Source organism: Algoriphagus sp. NBT04N3 (genome assembly GCF_019443765.1).
Classification (GTDB): Bacteria; Bacteroidota; Bacteroidia; order Cytophagales; family Cyclobacteriaceae; genus Algoriphagus; species Algoriphagus ornithinivorans.
Window position 1 is genome coordinate 2,972,112 of the sequence record NZ_CP048415.1, and the last position, 18,184, is coordinate 2,990,295.

The following is an 18,184-nucleotide window of genomic DNA, read 5'->3' on the forward strand; positions in this document are numbered from 1 at the left end:
CGTATTTTTGTCAATACTGGTAAGAAAGCGGATATCCAAAATGATTAATTTCCTCCTTCTTCGGCCTTAGCTTTTCGCTTAAAGCCTTTTCGGAATGGCCAGGTATATTCCAGTGCTTCTAGCCCTCTATTCAAATTATAGGTCGCAGAATCCGTATTCTCCAGCGTACTTTTCAAGGTTTGAGCAAACTCCGGATCATTCAGCAATAGCCCCAAGGAATTGTTTGGATCATCCAGCTTTGCAGAAATTTCATTCAGTTTAGCAGTCAGAGCCTCGGTATTGTTAGCAGAGGAACGGAAGCTTTCCAAAGTTGCCTTCAAATCGGTCACCATGGTAGTATCTGTAGCCAAATCATTGAATAAACTTCCTTCGGCATTCAATTTGGAAGAAAACTTCGTCAAGTCTGTCAACATTTTATTGCTATTGATAGAGGCTCTATTTAAGTTATTCAAGATGGAACGGAAATTATCAGCCAAAACAGAATCAGTCATCACCGCTCCTACTATGCCTTCACCATTAGCTAATTTTCCGGTGAGCAATTTGAGATCATTAGTGATATCTACCAGGTTTTTATTGTTTTCCTGAAGGGTTTCCATCATTTTATCAGTATCCAGAGGCATAACGGCCTCTAATCTATCTCCGTCCTCTACCGGAGGTGCTAGGGTGGTTCCACCGTAGATCACGATGATTTTGTTACCGATTAAACCATCTGAACTAATGGTGGCTTTAGAATCCTTTCGGATAAACTCAGCTACTGATTTTTCCACATTCATCTCAATCTCCACCTGAGAATCTCCGTAGAAATTGATTTTGCGGACTGTTCCAATCTTCACCCCCGAAAACCAGATATTATTTCCAGTCTGAAGACCTCCGATATCATCAAAAACAGCCTTCAGATGAATTGCTTTAACAAATTTCTTTTGCTGGCCACCCAATGTCAATACACCGGCTACCAATATGGCGATCCCCAAAAAGACAAAAATGCCTACAATGACTGATCTCTTGTTTTCACCTCTCATGATTCTATAAAATTATAATCGTAGAATGATTTCACTCGTTGGTCGTCTGCATCAGCAAACACTTCATTGAAAGTACCTACAGCCTTAAACTGACCGTCCAATAATACGGCCATTCTATCACCGGTTACTTTAGCACAGGTCAAATCGTGCGTAATGACAATGGATGTGGTTTTAAATTGTTCTCTAACCTCATTGATCAGATTATTGATATCCATACAGGTAATAGGATCCAAGCCTGCCGTAGGCTCATCATAAAGCATGATTTCTGGATCCAATATCAGAGTACGTGCCACTCCAATCCGCTTCTTTTGACCTCCGGACAACTCTGAAGGCATTTGATTGATTGTCTGCGGCAATCCTACAGAATCCAACAAACCCTCAATTTTCTTTTGTATTTCCCCTTTGGTGAGGTTTTTGACATTTCTAACCAAAGGAAACTCTAGGTTTTCCTTCACGGTCATACTGTCGTACAAGGCCGAATTTTGAAAAGAAAAGCCAATTTTCAGCCTTAATTCATTTAACTGCTTGGAGTTTAATCGGGAAACCTCTTTGCCAAATACATGCATAGTACCTGCATCCTGCTTGAGCAAGCCTACCATGATTTTGATCAAAACAGATTTTCCGGAGCCTGATTTACCCAAAACCACCAAGTTTTCTTCCTTGAATAGGTCCAAGTCAACTCCCTGAAGTACTTTCAGATCTCCAAAAGACTTTTTTAACCCTCTTATTTCAACAACTTTTTCTGCCATGATTACATTCCTCTAATTGCGTTGACGACTTGGAGAACCAATAGCTCTTCAATAAAGATCAGGAACATAGAGATAACCACCGCTGAGTTCGCAGCCCTACCCACACCTTCTGTTCCTTTCGATGAATTGTAACCTTTGTAGCATCCCACTATCCCAATGGTAAATCCAAAGAGTAGTGATTTGAGAACAGAGGACCAGATATCCAAGAATGAAATGGATTCAAATACCTGAACAAAGAAGGTAGAAAGGCTAACCAATTCGTTGGAATTTACATTCAGAAATGACCCCATCAAAGCCACAAAATCTGTGTACATGACAAGTATAGGAATCATGAATGTAGTCGCTAATACCCTTGTGACAACCAAAAATTTGAAAGGGTTGGTTGCAGAAACTTCCATCGCATCTATCTGCTCGGTTACTTTCATGGAACCAATCTCAGCACCAATACTGGAACCAACTTTACCCGCAGCAATCAAAGCTGTAACTAAAGGTCCCATCGCTCTCACCACTGCGATGGAAATCAAGGAAGGCAACCAGGAAGAAGCTCCAAATTCTGACAGAGATGGACGGGATTGGTTAGTAAAAACAATCCCAACTATAAATCCAGTCAAGGAGATCAAAGGCAAAGATTCCACGCCAATTCTGTAACATTGGTGGACTACCTCTTTGAATTCATAGGGTGGCAAAAACACCTCCTGAAAAAATCGTCTAACGAAATTCCAGGCGTCTGCCAGACCCGTAAAAAACTTATCTATTTTCTTCGAAAGCAAAGGCTTTCTTTCATCTGATTTTTCAGCCATAATTTCTCTTCGAATGCCCGAAATTAGTCAAAATATTCCAAAGGGATTTCTTCTAACTTTTTCTTCTCCATTTAGTAGGTTTGAAAGGTAATTTACGGTGATGTAAATGGGTTCAGATTTTGGATATAAAAAATCATAACCCGAAGGGAAATTTGGCTTGAAAATTATCAAATCAAACTCGCGATTTTTTCCCAATCTTCCTTCTCCAAAGGTTTCTCCAAAAGCTGTTTTACCTGGGGAAAATTCTTCGCTTTTTTCTTGTCATCGGGGGAGGCGTGGCCGGTGATAAACACAATTGGCGCATCGGAAATTTTCATGAAATCTTCCACCAAATCCCATCCGGATTCCCCCTCCAGATTCAGATCAGAAAGGATCAAATCTGCCTTGTTTTCCTGAAGCCAGATTTTCAATTTTTCAGGCTCGTGAAAGAATTCCGTACTACTCCCGGGGATATGTATTTTTAAAAGTTTTTTCATCAGCATGTGCTGAATCAAATCGTCGTCTAAATAAATAATTGATGCCATGAATAATTTTTACTTTCTAAATCTAAGCTTGCCATGTCGTGGACTCCAAGAACCAAAATCAATTCCTAAAATTATAGCTAATTCATCAAAAAACGTTAACAATTGATGTTTTCATATTTTTAGTCAAATCTAAATAGTTTAGACTAACTTAATTTTGTTTGGGCTAAATATCCTATATTTAATTATAAATCAATTATTTAATTGCTTAAATAATAAGCAAAGGTTTAATTAATTTTTTGTGATAAGATATCCAGAATCTTTTCTATCCGTAATACACTACTCAAGGATCGAGCCAGCTATATTTTTGACCTATGGATCAATAAATAGCCTTTTAATACTTATTTTGGGCCATTGATTTTCAATTCAACTGTATGACATCAACCCCTCCTAAGCCAAGAAAACGGAATCAGTTTATCCGATTCTTGCTCTACTTGAAAGATCGATTTGATCTACATGAAGGGAAAGAAGACGAGCTAGAAACCATCGAGTATGTTCGCAAAAATGTCGACTTCAAAGGAGCCAATTTATGGATTCTAATCTTCGCCATTTTCGTGGCCTCTGTAGGTCTGAATGTCAACTCTACCGCGGTCATCATTGGAGCCATGTTGATCTCTCCTTTGATGGGTCCGATCATGGGTATTGGGATGGCAGCGGGCATCAATGATTTTGAACTTTTGAAACGCTCTTTGAGGAATCTTGGAGTAGCAGTTTTCATCTCCATTTTAACCTCTACAATTTACTTTTACTTCTCCCCTCTTGATGGTCCTCAGTCCGAACTTTTGGCTCGTACAGAACCCACCGTTTGGGATGTGTTGATCGCTCTGTTTGGAGGTCTCGCCGGGATTGTGGCAGGCTCCCGAAAAGAGAAAAGTAATGCCATTCCAGGGGTGGCCATTGCTACCGCTTTGATGCCTCCTTTGTGTACTGCCGGCTATGGTTTAGCGACCTTCAATTTCTATTATTTCTTCGGAGCATTTTACCTCTTTTTTATCAACTCAGTTTTCATCAGTCTTTCAACTTATCTGATCGTTCGATTTATGAAATACCCCAAGAAAGAATTCTTGGATCATAAAAAAGAGAAGCAGGTTCAGACCTACATCACCATCTTTACCATCATCACTATAGTACCTTCTATTTACTTGGCTTATGGCATTGTACTTCGTTCGATTTGGGAAGAGCAAGCTAAGAGGTATGTCAAAATTGAAATGGTTTTTCCGAGGACTCAGATATTGAATTCGGACTATGATTACTCCACTGAGCCCAGAAGAATTCAGGTGAATCTGATTGGAGAGGAACTGGACTCTGACCTGATAGAGATCACCAAGGAAAAAGCTAAAGAGTATGGTTTGGATCAGACGGAGGTAGTCATCCATCAAAGTGGAAATGGTGGAACAGATCTCAATGTACTTCGATCAGATATCCTTAAAGATCTTTACGAGCGAAATGAACAAGTCATCCAAGACAAGGACCAGCGTATCGCTATTCTGGAAAATGAAGTTGCCAATTATGCGCAAGTAAGAGCACTCGGAGGAGAAATTGCTCAGGAGGCAAAAATCAATCATCCGAATTTGCGTAAATTCACTTTGAACCGATCCTTAGTAACCGATCTGGAAAAAAAGAAAGCAGACACCTTATTGGTTGCCTATGCTGAATTTGTTCCCAAGCCTCCAAGAGCTGAAAGGGATAAATTTATCGAATGGCTAAAGCTCAGGACCAAATCAGATACCGTTGCTTTGATTCTTTATTAAAAAAACCTCGCTATGAAAAATATCATCATCACCTTGGCTCTTTTATTTGGTATCAGCGGATTGAGCCAGGCTCAGGAGAAATTTGATCAGGAGCTGGCAGACAAAGTAGGAGCTGACCCCTATGGTATGAAGAAATATGTCATAGCTTTCCTATATCGGGGAGATCGGGTCAATGAATATAGCGCTGAAGAAAGAGATGAGCTGCAAAAAGGACACATGGCCAATATTTCTAGATTGGCTGAAGAAGGTAAAATGGTTTTAGCAGGCCCATTCTTCGGAAATGAGGATTTGAGAGGGCTCTTCTTTTTTGATGTGCAGAGTATAGAAGAGGCACAGGCATTAACGGAATCCGACCCTTCTATCAAGGCTGGGGTATTGAAAATGGTACTGAAAGAATGGTATGGCTCTGCTGCCTTACCTTTACTTTTTGACCTGCATTCAAAAATCGCGAAAGAAGATATCTAGTATACTTTAAGGACTTTTTGAATAGAAATTCTGGCTTCGAATTTAAAATAGCGAGAAGGATAATTTATTGGTCAACAATTCCAATGCTCGAATCGCCTTAACAGAGTTTCCCTTTTCGTTCAATTCAGGACTCCAGACTGCAATGCTGAACTTATGCGGCATTACTGCAGCTACTCCACCTCCTACCCCACTTTTTCCGGGTAATCCCACTCTATAGGCAAACTCTCCTGCCTCATCGTAGAATCCACAGGTCAACATGATCGCATTGACTCTACGGGCATGACTCTCAGTCAAAATCTCTTTATTGGCAAAAATAGAATACCCATCGTTAGCTAGAAATGAGAAGGATTTGGCTAAATCCACACAGTTCATCGCGATAGCACAGTGAGAAAAATAAACGTCCAATACTTCATCAATTGAATTATCAAAGTTTTTGTAGGATTTGAGGAAATAGGCAAGAGCAGTATTTCTTGCGGCATGATTCTTTTCAGATTTCATGACAGCCTGATTGATCTCAACACAGTTTTCACCTGCTAATTCATTGATGAAATCAGATATCTGCGAGACAGGCTTTTCAAATTTACTGCAAAGCGCATCCGTGATTACCAAAGCACCTGCATTTATAAATGGGTTTCGAGGGATACCCTTTTCATATTCCAGCTGAGCAATGGAGTTGAATGGGTTACCGCTGGGTTCCACATTAACTCGAGACCAAAGCTGCGTATCAAATTTTGGGAAAACCATGGTCAAGGTGTGCACCTTGCTGATACTTTGAATTGAAAAAGACTGTTGAAAATCACCTACACCATAGACATTGCCTTTGAGGTCGACCAGAGCAATCCCAAATTGATGAGGATCCACAGTGGCCAGTTCCGGGATATAATTCGCAACTTTTCCTCTGAGATTCTCTTCCTGTACTTCTTGGTAAACTTCTTCTATGAGTTCTTGGTAATCCATTTGATGAAAATAGTTTAAAATGAAAAAGGTGACAATACTAGTATGTTATTGAAATTCCAGGTTAAAAGTTCACCAAGAATATTTTTTTAACCCAAACCCCTTGGTTTCTCATCTAGTTTAGAGCTCCTAATCTCTCACTTCTAGTACATATTTCCCCTCTTCTGCCCTCTAGCTTTTCGCTTCTAAACTCTAGCCTCACGCTTCTAATATCTCACTTCTCCCCTCTATTCTCTCCTATCTCATTTAACTTCATCCACCCATAACCTTGATCCCATTATTTTTCCCTACCTTTGCGGCTTGAAAAACGCAGATCATGCAGAATATCAGAAATATCGCGATTATCGCACACGTTGACCACGGGAAAACTACCCTCGTGGACAAAATCATCCATGCCTCCAAAATCTTCAGAGAGAATCAGCAGTTTGACGACTTGATTCTAGACAACAATGATTTGGAGCGTGAAAGAGGTATTACCATTCTTTCCAAAAACGTATCAGTACGATACAAAGACACCAAAATCAATATCATTGACACTCCTGGTCACGCCGACTTTGGAGGAGAGGTTGAACGAGTTTTGAAAATGGCTGACGGAGTGATCCTACTAGTGGATGCTTTCGAAGGACCTATGCCTCAAACCCGATTTGTATTGGGTAAAGCACTATCTCTAGGACTTACTCCTATTGTAGTGGTCAATAAGGTGGATAAGGAAAACTGTAGACCAGATGAGGTGCATGAAGCCGTATTTGAGTTGATGTTCAACTTGGACGCTACAGAAGAGCAATTGGAATTCCATACTTTATATGGTTCTGCCAAGCAAAACTGGATGGGACCGGATTGGAAAAACCCAACTGATTCTATTCTTCCTTTGTTGGATGCTATTTTGGAACATATCCCAGCACCTAAAATTGATGAAGGAACACTTCAAATGCAGATTACCTCTTTGGATTACTCCAACTTCGTAGGCCGTATCGCCATCGGTAGAGTAAAAAGAGGCACTGTTTCCGAAAACCAGCAGATTGCACTTTGCAAGGCTGATGGAAGCCTTAAGAAAATGCGTGTGAAGGAACTTCATACTTTCGAAGGTCTTGGTAAAAATAAAGTTCAAACCGTTCAGGCAGGTGATATCTGTGCCATTACAGGTTTGGAAGACTTCGAAATTGGAGATACAGTAGCTGACGTAGAGAATCCGGAACCACTTCCAAGAATCTCTATCGATGAGCCTACTATGAATATGCTCTTTACAATCAATAACTCTCCATTCTTTGGAAAAGAAGGAAAATTTGTGACTTCCCGTCACTTGAGAGATCGTTTAATGAAGGAAACAGAGAAAAACCTGGCCCTACGCGTTGAGCCAACTGATTCTGAAGATAGATTCCTAGTCTATGGACGTGGTATCCTTCACTTGTCAGTGTTGATCGAAACTATGAGAAGAGAGGGTTATGAATTGCAGGTAGGACAGCCTCAGGTTATTTTCAAAGAAATCGATGGAGAACAATGCGAACCAATCGAAACATTGGTTGTAGATGTACCACAGGAGAGTTCGGGTAAGGTAATCGAATTGGCTACTCAAAGAAAAGGTGAATTATTGATCATGGAGCCAAAAGGCGACTTGCAGCACCTGGAATTCAAAATCCCATCCAGAGGTTTGATTGGCTTGAGAAATAACGTTTTGACAGCTACTCAGGGTGAAGCGATCATGAATCACCGATTCTCAGCTTACGAGCCTTTTAAAGGCACAATCCCTGGAAGAATCAACGGTTCTTTGATTTCTATGGAAGGTGGTCAGTGTACTGCCTATGCTATTGATAAATTGCAGGATAGAGGTGTATTCTTTATCGAGCCTGGAGATGAGCTTTACACTGGACAGGTAATTGGTGAGCATTCCAGAGACAATGACTTGGTGGTAAATGTGCAGAAAGGCAAAAAACTAACCAACATGCGTGCTTCCGGTTCTGATGACAATGTGAGAATTGCTCCTCCAAAAAGATTCTCTTTGGAAGAAGCTATGGAATACATCCAAAAAGATGAATACTTGGAAATCACTCCAAAGAATATCCGAATGAGAAAAATCTATTTGGATGAAAACGAGCGAAACAGAATGGCTAAAAAAGAAGCCTAAAGTTAGAAGCTAGACTTTAAGAGTTTAGACCTAAGACCTCGGTAATCCCGGGGTCTTTTTATTTCCAGTGATTCCTTTCACTACTTTATTCCAATCTACAATCACTGTTAGCCAATAAGATAATCTTTCAATCCAGAAGTTTTCCGCCTCGCAATCAATTTTTTACAAAATTCTCACACAAGAATTAAACTTTTAGAGCATCCTAATCGTGTATTCTTTAAATTTCAATTTTAATTACTATGCGCTATCTATCACTAGTTTTCCTAGCTTTTTTTACAATTAGTAAAGGAATATCACAATCTAAGAATGATATTATCTACCTCAGCGATGGAACCAAAGAGGTCAATGTCAAAGAAATCGGACAGTCAAATATTAAATACACGCACCCTGGAGAAGAGGTAATCTACACCATCAATAAATTTTTGGTTACTAAAGTTGAATTTGAAAGTGGAAGAGTAGAAAAATTCAACTCCCCCCTTAAACCGATAAAAAATATTTTGGATGTGGAGAATGTGTATATCACATTCAACCCGGACGAAATGCTAGGACTTCATAATTTGGGAAGTCTCTTTTCAAAAGCAACAGGAGTAACCACTCTTTCCAGCATCAACAATGTCAATAATCGGGCATTGACCAAATTGAAATACGAAGCTGCCATGCTAGGTGCCAATGCAATCTATATAGGCAATCAATATCAAAGGGGAAATCAATATGGAAATGAGTACGCTCCAGGGAATAGTACCCAAACCTCCTATTCCGGAATGGCTTTTTCTAATGAAAGTTTGGATTTGGATGAAATAGAGCAAGTTTTGATCAATCAAAAGATAACTCCTTTTCAAAAAATTACCTTAAAAAGAAATGGATGGTCTCCAAATGTAAGCACTATCTCTGTTATTAATGAAAAGGGTCTGAGAGAATTCGTCAACATAGATAAAATCACTCGGGAAGAAGATGGAATCTATGTTACTATCCGGGATTTGAGAACAAAATCAAACCAGCTGAAAGTTGTAAAATATGACGACAACTCCATAGTTCTCATGGAAAGAGACGGAAATGGAATCACTAATTACCAAATGCTTACCGAAAATCATCAGTTTGTAAAAAATAGAATAAACTAAGATTCTCTACTTTGGAGTAAATAAGGGTTGCACACTTGAAAGCAACCCTTATTTTTTTCACCAAAGATGATGTACCTCTTTTTTGATAAACTCCTCGTATACCTCCTCCACTACTTTCATCTGATGGGTACTTAATGGTTTAGCCTGACCTGCTTCTAAGTTTTGAATCACTTGCTCCATTTTACTGGCACCAGGGATAACTGTACTCACCTCCCCAAACATCAAAACCCATTGCAAGGCAGCTTTAGCCAGGTTTTCCCCAAATACCTCTTTCAGTTTTTCCACCGCTGGAAAAGCTACCTCCAAAGGAACCCCTGAAAAAGTCTCTCCTTTATCAAAGGCTTTTCCCTCTCTATTAAAATGCCTGTGATCATCTTTTGAAAAACTGGTTTCCTGACTGATTTTTCCAGTAAGTAGGCCACTGGCTAAAGGAACCCTGACTATCACTCCTACTTCATTAACTCGGGCATGTTTGAAAAAGACTTCAGAGGGTCTTTGACGAAACATGTTGAAAATAATCTGAACAGTAGATACAATATCATACTTCATTGCGGTCATGGCTTCATTGATTTTTTCCACGCTCACTCCCATAGCCGCTATTTTACCTTCCTTTTTCAAATCTTCAAAAAGACCGAAAATCTCATCTCGATGATAAACCTGACTGGGAGGGCAATGCAGTTGGATAAGATCCAAACGCTCCAGTCCTGTATTACTCAAGCTGTCTTCCACAAATTTTCTGAGCCTTTCTGGAGTATAGCCCTCATTAGCATGAGGCTGAATTCTCCTGCCGCACTTAGTGGCGACATATATTTTTTCAGATCGCTCCCGAACCACTTTACCTACTGCCGCCTCGCTGAGACCACCATCATAAACATCTGCAGTATCTACAAAATTGATCCCTCGATCGAATGCCGTATGCAGTATTTGCTCTGCAATTTTAGGATCAAAAGGACCTCCCCATCCTCCTCCAACTTGCCATGTTCCCAAACTTATTTCTGATACTTCCCAACCGGTTTTTCCAAGTTTTCTGAAATTCATAAAAGTAAATAGCTATGTGTTAGGTGATCAAACTAGAGTACTAAATTATCAAAATTTACTTAAATGAGGGATAAGAAAAAAGGTTCAATCGAGGTTTTGTACCCCTAAAAGAATCCTCTGCTCTAGATCAATTTGCTAAGGACTTCTCCAGTCTAGATTTTATAAATCCTTATATTTAGCTCGCTTTACTTATTTCTCATATGAAATCTAGAAGAACCTTTCTCAAACATCTCAGCGTAGCAAGTGCTGCCGCTGTCTTACCTATTCAAACAATCGCAAAAGAAATGGCAAAACAACCCATGATTCACCAAGTTTATTTTTGGCTACATGACACAGCCAATACAAAGGAATTTTTAACCCAAGCTGTTCCTATGTTGGGAAGATGCAAGACCGTCGGAAAATTCATAGCCGGTACGCCTGCTGATACTGAGAAAAGAGATGTGGTTGATCATTCCTGGCAGGTTTCCTGCACTCTGTTTTTTGATAGTTTGGAGGATCAATTGGTTTACCAAAAAGACCCATTACACCTAGAGTTTATTGAAAAATACTCTTCTATGTGGAGCACTGTAAAAGTTTATGACATAGCAATTTAAACATCCATTTTCTTTATTTTACCGTACTTAATTCAAGACTTGTCAATTTATCCTGAAGAATTAGATCTCAGCCAAAGAATTTAAAGTTTAAAGGCTACACAAAAATCAGCATACTAAGACAGTTCTGACTTTATTATTGCCATTCTAAATAAGTAACTATGAAAAATGTGAAGTGGATTTTTGCTCTGCTTGTGTTGGGATTTTGGGCCTGTGAGCCTAAGGATGATCCCAATCCCAGTCCCCAGGCAGATGCAGTGCGAGGGGCTATATTTGAAACCATGAAGGAATGGTATTATTGGAACCAAGAACTTCCGGGAACTGTAAACACTTTAGATTTCTCCAGCAATGAAGAATTTCTGGATGCTCTCCTATTTAAACCTTTAGACAGATTTTCCTACCTAACTACCCAAGAAGCTTTCAATAATGCCTTTGTCGGAAGAAATGCGGGGCATGGCTTTGGTTTTGCTTTCGACGCAGAAGAAAGGCTATATCTTACATTTGTATTTAATGAGGCACCAGCAGGAAAGGACGGTTGGAAAAGAGGTTGGGAAATCCTTGAAATCAATGGGAAGCCTTTGGTGGATTACAAGACATCTAGTGGTGGATATGATTTTAAATTAGGTCCTCCTGACCCCGGAATCTCCAACACATTCAAGTTCAGACTGCCTGACGGAACCACCACAACGCGAACCAATGTCAAGGCAGAATACCAGTCCAACTCTGTATTGTTTCAAAATGTATATGATGTAGATGCTAAGAAGGTTGGCTATTGGGTTTATCAGAGTTTCAAGGCCACATCAGGCTTAACACCTACCCGAAGTCAAGAGGTAGAAAACTCCATGAATTTCTTTATGGAGCAAAACATCAATGAATTAATTATCGACTTAAGGTATAATGGGGGAGGTTCGGTAGCTGTTGCAGAGCAGATCAATAATTACTTGATCCAGGCATCCAATAGCAACAAGTTGATGTATACCAACAAGTTAAACAGCCTGAAAAGTAGTCTGAACGATTCTGAAAACTTCTCTAAAAAAGGAAATCTAGCTTTAAACCGAATAATCTTTATCACCAGTAGAGGTTCTGCTTCAGCTTCTGAATTAGTTATTAATTCATTAAATCCCTATATGGAATTGATACTTATTGGCGATAATACTTTCGGTAAGCCTGTAGGTTCATTTCCACTTTCCCGATTCAACAGAACCCTAGCGGAGAACAACGTTGAACTTGTCCCAATCACCTTTGCGACTGCCAACTCAGAGGGGAAAGCAGATTATTTTGACGGATTTCCAGCTAATTTCTCTGTGGGAGATAGCCCGCAGGTTCCTTGGGGAGACACCAAAGACTTAAGATTAGCGGCAGCGCTGCAATATATCCAGAATGGTACTGTCAGCGGAAGAATGATAAATACCTTCTATAGACCAAGTTGGGAAATGATTGATGCCTTCAAAGGCCTTCAGCAGGAGTTTCCCGCTTATTAAATAAACTCATTGAAAAGAAAGGCTTCTTGGTAATCGGGAAGCCTTTTTTATTTTTACTTTTCAATAGAATATTCAACCTGTGAAAAGACTTGCAATCCTTGCTTCCGGTAGCGGCTCCAATGCTGAAAAAATCATGGAGCATTTTCAAAAATCTACCAAAGGAAAGGTAGTACTAATTGCATCTAACAAATCCGAGGCCTTTGTTTTAGAAAGAGCAAAGAAGTTTGATGTTCCCACATTTACCTTTTCCAAAAAAGAAATGGAAGCAGGGGTGCTTTTAAAAAAGCTACAGGAAGAACAAATCGATTGGGTCATTTTAGCAGGCTTTTTATTGAAAATCCCGGATGAGTTAATTCGAGCTTTCCCAGAGAGGATGGTTAACATTCACCCTGCCTTGCTGCCAAATTATGGTGGAAAGGGTATGTATGGCATGCATGTGCATGAAGCAGTGAAGGCTAATGGTGACCAGCAGACAGGAATTACCATTCACTTGGTCAATGAACACTACGACGAAGGAAAAATAATTTTTCAAGCCGCAACCCCAGTCTCCAAAGAGGATAGCCCAGAAACTATCGCTCAAAAAGTTCATGCCTTAGAACATCGATATTTCCCAGAGGTTATTGAAAGTTTACTCTAGTTTTTATTCTATACCCCTAAAAACTCCTCTCTTCCCTCCTTTTTTCCTACCTTTGCAGCTTCATTGAAATTCATCCCAACCCATTCCAAAAATGGCTGTCAAAAAAATTCAATCTGCCCTTATATCAGTCTTTTATAAAGACAATCTCGAACCTATTATTGCCCTATTGAAAAAACATGGAGTAACAATTTACTCTACCGGTGGCACCCAGAAATTCATCGAAGATCAAGGGGCTGAGGTTATCCCTGTTGAAGAGCTAACCTCCTATCCTTCTATCTTTGGAGGAAGAGTGAAAACCCTTCACCCAAAAGTATTTGGAGGTATTCTTTACAGAAGAGAAAATGAAGGAGACCTTTCACAGGCAGCCGAATTCGAAATTCCCGCTATTGACTTGGTGATTGTGGACTTGTATCCTTTTGAGGAAACAGTAGCTTCTGGTGCTTTCGAGGCAGATATCATTGAAAAAATCGACATTGGTGGTATTTCTTTGATTCGTGCAGCTGCCAAAAACTTCAAAGATGTCACTATCATAGCCTCAAAGAATCAATATGCTGAATTAGAGGCAAAATTGACTGAGCAAGACGGTGGAACTACCTTGGAAGATAGAAGATATTTTGCTGCTCAGGCATTTCAGGTTTCATCCAATTATGACACCCATATTTTCAACTACTTCAACCAAAGCGAAAATATTCCCGCTTTAAAAGTCTCTGAAAGCAAAGCCAAAGCTCTTAGATATGGTGAAAACCCACATCAGGCTGCTCATTTCTACGGAGATTTGGAAAATCTCTTCGATCAGCTCAACGGCAAGGAGCTTTCCTACAATAATCTAGTAGACGTAGACGCTGCAGTAAACCTTATCGCTGAGTTTCCTGATCAAACAGCCTTTGCGATCTTAAAACATACTAATGCCTGCGGCTGTGCTACGGCCTCTACAGTAAAAGAAGCCTATCAAAAAGCATTTGCTGCTGACACGCTCTCTGCATTCGGAGGAGTTTTGGTGACCAACCAGACTGTAGACAAGGCTGCGGCTGAAGAAATGCATTCTTTGTTTTTCGAAGTATTAATTGCACCAGAATTTACGGAGGAAGCTTTGGAAATTTTGAAGGGCAAGAAAAACAGAATCTTACTTCGCCAAAAGATGGCTTTGCCTGGTACCAAAATGATCAAAACCTTGCTGAATGGAGTAATCGAGCAAGACAAGGATTTGGCAACTGAAAGCAAGACAGACTTTAAAGTAGCCACACAAAAAGCTCCTTCTGATAAGGAAATGGATGCCTTGGTCTTTGCTGCAAAAGTTTGTAAGCACACCAAATCCAACACCATCGTGTTGAGCAATGATAATCAACTCTTTGCTTCCGGTGTAGGTCAAACTTCCCGAGTAGACGCTTTGAAGCAAGCAATCATTAAAGCCAATGAATTTGGTTTTGACTTGAAAGGTGCTGTGATGGCCTCCGATGCTTTCTTCCCATTCCCAGATTGTGTGGAAATTGCACATGAAGCAGGAATCACAGCGGTTGTTCAACCTGGGGGATCTATCAAAGACCAAGACAGTATTGCCTTCTGCGATGCCCACGGCATGAGCATGGTGATGACTGGAGTCAGACACTTTAAGCACTAATAGGTTGACCTATGAGGTTTTGAAAACCTCGAAGGTCTTCTTTCAAAATTTCAAAGACCTCCGGTTCAATTGGATTCGGAGGTTTTTTTGTTGGTAAAATTTACCCAGAAACTAAACTAGAAATTCAAATAAATAGATTAAATTTAACTATGGGTAAGTATGAAAAACTTATAGCCAAAATCCTTTCAGGAAGTTCAGACGCTAACATTACTTTTACAGAATTAAGGAAGTTGATTTTAATTTTTGGTTTTTCAGAAAGAATTAGAGGCAGTCACTATATATTTAGCAAAGAAGGTGTTGAAGAGATCCTGAATCTTCAAGAAAAAAATAGTAAGGCAAAACCTTATCAGGTAAAACAAGTAAGATTAATTATATTGAAATATCAATTAAGTGTAAAAAAAAGTGAAGACTGATCTACGATACGAAATTATTATTTACTGGAGCGAGGCTGACGAAGCATTCATTGCAGAAGTTCCAGAACTTGCTGGCTGTGCTGCCGATGGGGCTAGTTATTTAGAAGCTCTTCAAAATGTTGAAATTGTAATTCAAGAATGGATTGAAACAGCAGAAGAATTGGGTAGGGAAATCCCAAAGCCTAAAGGTAAATTGATGTTTGCCTAAAAGCTGTATCAAGATTTTAGTACCTAATTCCAAAACCTCCAACTCGAATCGAATTGGAGGTTTTTCATTTTTTGATTAAAAAAACTGGTTTATCCGGCCACATTGAATTTCAAAGAAACAATTTCAGTCAAGCCGTCGTTTTTTTAACTAATTTCTATTAACTTTATTATTATCAAATTATCAGGTACTTAGGATGAAATTTCAATTGCTAATTCTTCTATTTTTACTTGTGTTTTGTTCCTGTTCAATCATACAGGAAGATGGCCAGCAAGACCTCTTAGAAACTCTTCCCGAGATCTCTGTTGCCCAACTCCAAAGATTAGCTTTCGATTTCAATAACAAACCAAGCCGCATTCATAGATATCAATTAAATAGTCTTTATTCCATACATGACAAATATTACGATTCTTTAGGCAGAGATTTATTTGATATATACCTAAATAATCCAAGCTATGACACCTCCAGCCTTGTGCTTTATTCCTACAAAAATAATCTCTTAGTCAAAAAAGAGATATTCCCATTTGATGGAGAAAAATATGTTTTTGGAGAAGTATTTACCTATCGCTATGACTCTTCAGAAAAATTACTTCAAGAAGATCGAGGCAGTATGATATATCTCAAATACGAATACAATGACAAGGATCAATTGGAAAAAATAATTTTCGGTCCGCAGATTTCTCACCAGGAAGGCTATCAATTCTATTATGATGATCAAAACCGGATCCAGCGCCAAGTGTGGATGGTTTTCACCCAGCCAAATTCCCCCATTAGAGATTGGCACTATGTCTATGATCAGAATGCAAAACTAATAGCCAAATCCATCCCCACTTCTCCAGTTGGAGAATTGACTCCAATGTTTGAATATACTTACGATAACCAAGGTAGATTAATAAAGGAATTGGAAAGATATCCTGAATATGGGTTTCAAGAGCATTACTGGACTATTTACCATTATCAAGAATGAAAAGATACTGACTCAATATTGTAAAATTAGGTGATAAATTAGACCAATTTTATACAACCACGTCGAAAAAAAATTAGTCAATTGCAGATTTGAGTTCTAATTCCAAAGAGAAAATGAAAGAAACCGCTATTCTCATTTTAATACATTGGATAATTATGAAACCTTTAGGACATTATTCGTAGGTAATAGGAGCACGATGTGACCTAAGATAAAATTGCCAATTTTTTACAACTCTTAAACCAAGAGTTATATTTTTAAAATTTGATAACTAATTTTCTTTCAAAAAAGAATGAGGAATAATTTATTTAAAATGAACTCTTTAAAGAGTTCTCTAATTTATATCGAATCAAATCAAAATCCTTCCCGTTAATTTCAGAAGCAAGGACAAAAAGTTCCTTTTCTTCAAAAACTCGAAACTCAAAAATGTCTTGATCTAAGACCAGCTTGTTGACAGGGTTACCCTTGTGATCGAACACAAAAATTTCATTATTTCTTGGTTTAGCATCAGTCAGACCATTCATATAAAGAATATAAATGAAATTTTCCGTGACTTGTGAGGATGAAATATAAGTTCCCCTATTGAACCGCTCAATAGGAGGCAGGTCGTCAAATATCTCCAATGAAATTCTTGTTCCTTTTCTTAAATCATAGATTTCAAAAAAGGGAATTCTGTAATAGGAAACTAAAAATACATCACTGAAGGATTCTAAACGTGCATAATGGAATTTATAATTTGTCTCAAAGTCACTATCAAGCTTACCCCAAGACTTTCCCGGAGTAGAAAGCTTTCCATACTTTATGGTTTCTGATTTGCCAATTGTACTTCTGAACAGTCGAGCAGTCGGATCAATGGGGTTGAAATAGACCAAATCAGACCCATAAATAGAAACACCATAAGTGATTGGATTAAATGATAAGGATGTTATTCCATTTTTAAAACGTACCAAAGAGTCGATATCGATTTTTAAGATTTTTTTCAATTCAGGATCATAAACTCCAATATTACGATCATCCGCGTTAAAGATTTTCCAGGGAAGAATAAGCTCTTCAGGCCCTCCACCTTTACCAATATATCCACCTTTATATAATAATTTATTCCTTTCGATTTCATAAATATGAATAGATTTACTTCCTGCCTTATCTGTAAGAACCAAATAGTTGTCATGGATTAAAATCGACGCAGGAAGAAAAACTGAATCAATTTTTTGACTAATTCCATTTAGTTCAACAGACTTACTGAAATCCTTTCTTTCCACAACTGAAGTTGTGATGTCTAATTGACGATCTCTAGATTCATCGCAAGAAAAAATTAAACCCGTCAAAAGAGTAACAAAAGAAAAGTAAAGAAAAAATATCTTATCACCTTTCATAAAATTATAATGTTTAACAATTTTCTTCAAATAATCAATTTCCATATTTTTCAAGATCGGTATATCTATGTTCAGAGATTGAAAAAACACAATTTCTTATTAAATTTTATGGATATCCGCTTTCTTACCAATATTGACAAAAAGACGGATTATTGTCTGCTGAAAGGATCAGAATCCGAAAGCTTCGGTCTTCGGTCGCCCGTGATGAGCGAAGTCGAAGTATCCAATCAGTCAAGCAAAGAAAATAAGGCAACTGGCATGATTCCGGATAATTAGAAAATTTAATTATTTATACCCTGCAGGGTAAGTTTGCCAATAATTAAATTGAATAAACTTGAACATTTCTGAAGGATGTTTTAAAAACGC

18 protein-coding genes are annotated in these 18,184 nt (G+C 38.7%); 11 read left to right on the forward strand and 7 right to left on the reverse strand.

The window, feature by feature from the left end; genetic code table 11:
- Positions 1-44: 44 nt before the first annotated feature.
- The 4 genes from GYM62_RS12830 to GYM62_RS12845 form a co-directional block, all read right to left on the reverse strand.
- Entirely contained in the window at positions 45-1,019 is a 975-nt protein-coding gene (locus GYM62_RS12830; protein WP_219956708.1) for an MlaD family protein, read from the reverse strand.
- Positions 1,016-1,768: an ABC transporter ATP-binding protein gene (locus GYM62_RS12835; protein ID WP_219956709.1), complete on the reverse strand. Its 753-nt coding sequence runs from the start codon at positions 1,766-1,768 to the stop codon at positions 1,016-1,018. Before GYM62_RS12835 ends, GYM62_RS12830 begins: the two co-directional genes overlap by 4 nt.
- A gap of 2 nt (positions 1,769-1,770) precedes the next feature.
- On the reverse strand, positions 1,771-2,568 hold the full coding sequence (locus tag GYM62_RS12840) for an ABC transporter permease (protein ID WP_091649002.1): 798 nt from the start codon (positions 2,566-2,568) through the stop codon (positions 1,771-1,773).
- A gap of 167 nt (positions 2,569-2,735) precedes the next feature.
- On the reverse strand, positions 2,736-3,092 hold the full coding sequence (locus GYM62_RS12845; RefSeq protein ID WP_219956710.1) for a response regulator: 357 nt from the start codon (positions 3,090-3,092) through the stop codon (positions 2,736-2,738).
- Positions 3,093-3,463: 371 nt separating this feature from the next.
- On the opposite strand from GYM62_RS12845, the gene GYM62_RS12850 reads away from it, so the two are divergent.
- Positions 3,464-4,840 carry a TIGR00341 family protein gene (locus GYM62_RS12850; protein ID WP_219956711.1) on the forward strand — a complete coding sequence of 459 codons (1,377 nt, stop codon included), beginning with the start codon at positions 3,464-3,466 and terminating at the stop codon, positions 4,838-4,840.
- Positions 4,841-4,852: 12 nt separating this feature from the next.
- On the forward strand, positions 4,853-5,305 hold the full coding sequence (locus GYM62_RS12855) for a YciI family protein (RefSeq protein ID WP_219956712.1): 453 nt from the start codon (positions 4,853-4,855) through the stop codon (positions 5,303-5,305).
- A gap of 42 nt (positions 5,306-5,347) precedes the next feature.
- Here the strand turns inward: GYM62_RS12855 and GYM62_RS12860 are convergent, their stop codons facing one another.
- Entirely contained in the window at positions 5,348-6,262 is a 915-nt protein-coding gene (locus tag GYM62_RS12860; RefSeq protein WP_219956713.1) for a glutaminase, read from the reverse strand.
- A 313-nt stretch (positions 6,263-6,575) separates the two neighbouring features.
- Between GYM62_RS12860 and typA the strand changes: the two genes are divergently transcribed.
- Positions 6,576-8,381 carry a translational GTPase TypA gene (gene typA, locus GYM62_RS12865; RefSeq protein WP_219956714.1) on the forward strand — a complete coding sequence of 602 codons (1,806 nt, stop codon included), beginning with the start codon at positions 6,576-6,578 and terminating at the stop codon, positions 8,379-8,381.
- Between the two features lie 239 nt (positions 8,382-8,620).
- Positions 8,621-9,499, forward strand: a complete 879-nt coding sequence (locus GYM62_RS12870) for a hypothetical protein (RefSeq protein WP_219956715.1) — start codon at positions 8,621-8,623, stop codon at positions 9,497-9,499.
- Between the two features lie 57 nt (positions 9,500-9,556).
- On the opposite strand, the gene GYM62_RS12875 is transcribed toward GYM62_RS12870, so the two are convergent.
- Positions 9,557-10,537: an aldo/keto reductase gene (locus tag GYM62_RS12875; RefSeq protein WP_144606576.1), complete on the reverse strand. Its 981-nt coding sequence runs from the start codon at positions 10,535-10,537 to the stop codon at positions 9,557-9,559.
- Between the two features lie 200 nt (positions 10,538-10,737).
- Between GYM62_RS12875 and GYM62_RS12880 the strand changes: the two genes are divergently transcribed.
- The 7 genes from GYM62_RS12880 to GYM62_RS12910 all read left to right on the forward strand — a co-directional run bounded on the left by GYM62_RS12880 (position 10,738) and on the right by GYM62_RS12910 (position 16,448).
- Complete coding sequence (locus tag GYM62_RS12880; RefSeq protein ID WP_219956716.1) at positions 10,738-11,130, forward strand: Dabb family protein; 393 nt, start codon at positions 10,738-10,740, stop codon at positions 11,128-11,130.
- Positions 11,131-11,288: 158 nt separating this feature from the next.
- Entirely contained in the window at positions 11,289-12,608 is a 1,320-nt protein-coding gene (locus tag GYM62_RS12885) for a S41 family peptidase (protein WP_219956717.1), read from the forward strand.
- A gap of 79 nt (positions 12,609-12,687) precedes the next feature.
- A complete protein-coding gene (gene purN, locus GYM62_RS12890) occupies positions 12,688-13,245 on the forward strand; it encodes a phosphoribosylglycinamide formyltransferase (protein ID WP_219956718.1) in 558 nt (185 codons plus the stop codon).
- A gap of 91 nt (positions 13,246-13,336) precedes the next feature.
- Complete coding sequence (gene purH / locus GYM62_RS12895) at positions 13,337-14,863, forward strand: bifunctional phosphoribosylaminoimidazolecarboxamide formyltransferase/IMP cyclohydrolase (RefSeq protein WP_219956719.1); 1,527 nt, start codon at positions 13,337-13,339, stop codon at positions 14,861-14,863.
- A gap of 149 nt (positions 14,864-15,012) precedes the next feature.
- Positions 15,013-15,276, forward strand: a complete 264-nt coding sequence (locus GYM62_RS12900; protein WP_219956720.1) for a hypothetical protein — start codon at positions 15,013-15,015, stop codon at positions 15,274-15,276.
- The gene (locus GYM62_RS12905; RefSeq protein WP_219956721.1) at positions 15,266-15,484 is read left to right on the forward strand and encodes a type II toxin-antitoxin system HicB family antitoxin; all 219 of its coding nucleotides are present in this window, start codon (positions 15,266-15,268) and stop codon (positions 15,482-15,484) included. The genes GYM62_RS12900 and GYM62_RS12905 overlap by 11 nt, the downstream gene beginning before the upstream one ends.
- A 193-nt stretch (positions 15,485-15,677) precedes the next feature.
- The gene (locus GYM62_RS12910) at positions 15,678-16,448 is read left to right on the forward strand and encodes a hypothetical protein (protein WP_219956722.1); all 771 of its coding nucleotides are present in this window, start codon (positions 15,678-15,680) and stop codon (positions 16,446-16,448) included.
- A 305-nt stretch (positions 16,449-16,753) separates the two neighbouring features.
- On the opposite strand, the gene GYM62_RS12915 is transcribed toward GYM62_RS12910, so the two are convergent.
- Positions 16,754-17,863, reverse strand: coding sequence for a BF3164 family lipoprotein (locus tag GYM62_RS12915; protein ID WP_219956723.1), 1,110 nt, complete (start codon positions 17,861-17,863; stop codon positions 16,754-16,756).
- Positions 17,864-18,184: the final 321 nt, after the last annotated feature.

Coding starts and splice junctions, on each gene's coding strand:
- GYM62_RS12915 (WP_219956723.1), bottom strand. CDS start 17,863: ATGGAAATTGATTATTTGAAGAAAATTGTTAAACATTATAATTTTATG.
- GYM62_RS12845 (WP_219956710.1), bottom strand. CDS start 3,092: ATGGCATCAATTATTTATTTAGACGACGATTTGATTCAGCACATGCTG.
- GYM62_RS12875 (WP_144606576.1), bottom strand. CDS start 10,537: ATGAATTTCAGAAAACTTGGAAAAACCGGTTGGGAAGTATCAGAAATA.
- GYM62_RS12900 (WP_219956720.1), top strand. CDS start 15,013: ATGGGTAAGTATGAAAAACTTATAGCCAAAATCCTTTCAGGAAGTTCA.
- GYM62_RS12850 (WP_219956711.1), top strand. CDS start 3,464: ATGACATCAACCCCTCCTAAGCCAAGAAAACGGAATCAGTTTATCCGA.
- GYM62_RS12860 (WP_219956713.1), bottom strand. CDS start 6,262: ATGGATTACCAAGAACTCATAGAAGAAGTTTACCAAGAAGTACAGGAA.
- GYM62_RS12910 (WP_219956722.1), top strand. CDS start 15,678: ATGAAATTTCAATTGCTAATTCTTCTATTTTTACTTGTGTTTTGTTCC.
- GYM62_RS12855 (WP_219956712.1), top strand. CDS start 4,853: ATGAAAAATATCATCATCACCTTGGCTCTTTTATTTGGTATCAGCGGA.
- GYM62_RS12840 (WP_091649002.1), bottom strand. CDS start 2,568: ATGGCTGAAAAATCAGATGAAAGAAAGCCTTTGCTTTCGAAGAAAATA.
- GYM62_RS12880 (WP_219956716.1), top strand. CDS start 10,738: ATGAAATCTAGAAGAACCTTTCTCAAACATCTCAGCGTAGCAAGTGCT.
- purH (WP_219956719.1), top strand. CDS start 13,337: ATGGCTGTCAAAAAAATTCAATCTGCCCTTATATCAGTCTTTTATAAA.
- GYM62_RS12830 (WP_219956708.1), bottom strand. CDS start 1,019: ATGAGAGGTGAAAACAAGAGATCAGTCATTGTAGGCATTTTTGTCTTT.
- typA (WP_219956714.1), top strand. CDS start 6,576: ATGCAGAATATCAGAAATATCGCGATTATCGCACACGTTGACCACGGG.
- GYM62_RS12835 (WP_219956709.1), bottom strand. CDS start 1,768: ATGGCAGAAAAAGTTGTTGAAATAAGAGGGTTAAAAAAGTCTTTTGGA.
- GYM62_RS12870 (WP_219956715.1), top strand. CDS start 8,621: ATGCGCTATCTATCACTAGTTTTCCTAGCTTTTTTTACAATTAGTAAA.
- GYM62_RS12885 (WP_219956717.1), top strand. CDS start 11,289: ATGAAAAATGTGAAGTGGATTTTTGCTCTGCTTGTGTTGGGATTTTGG.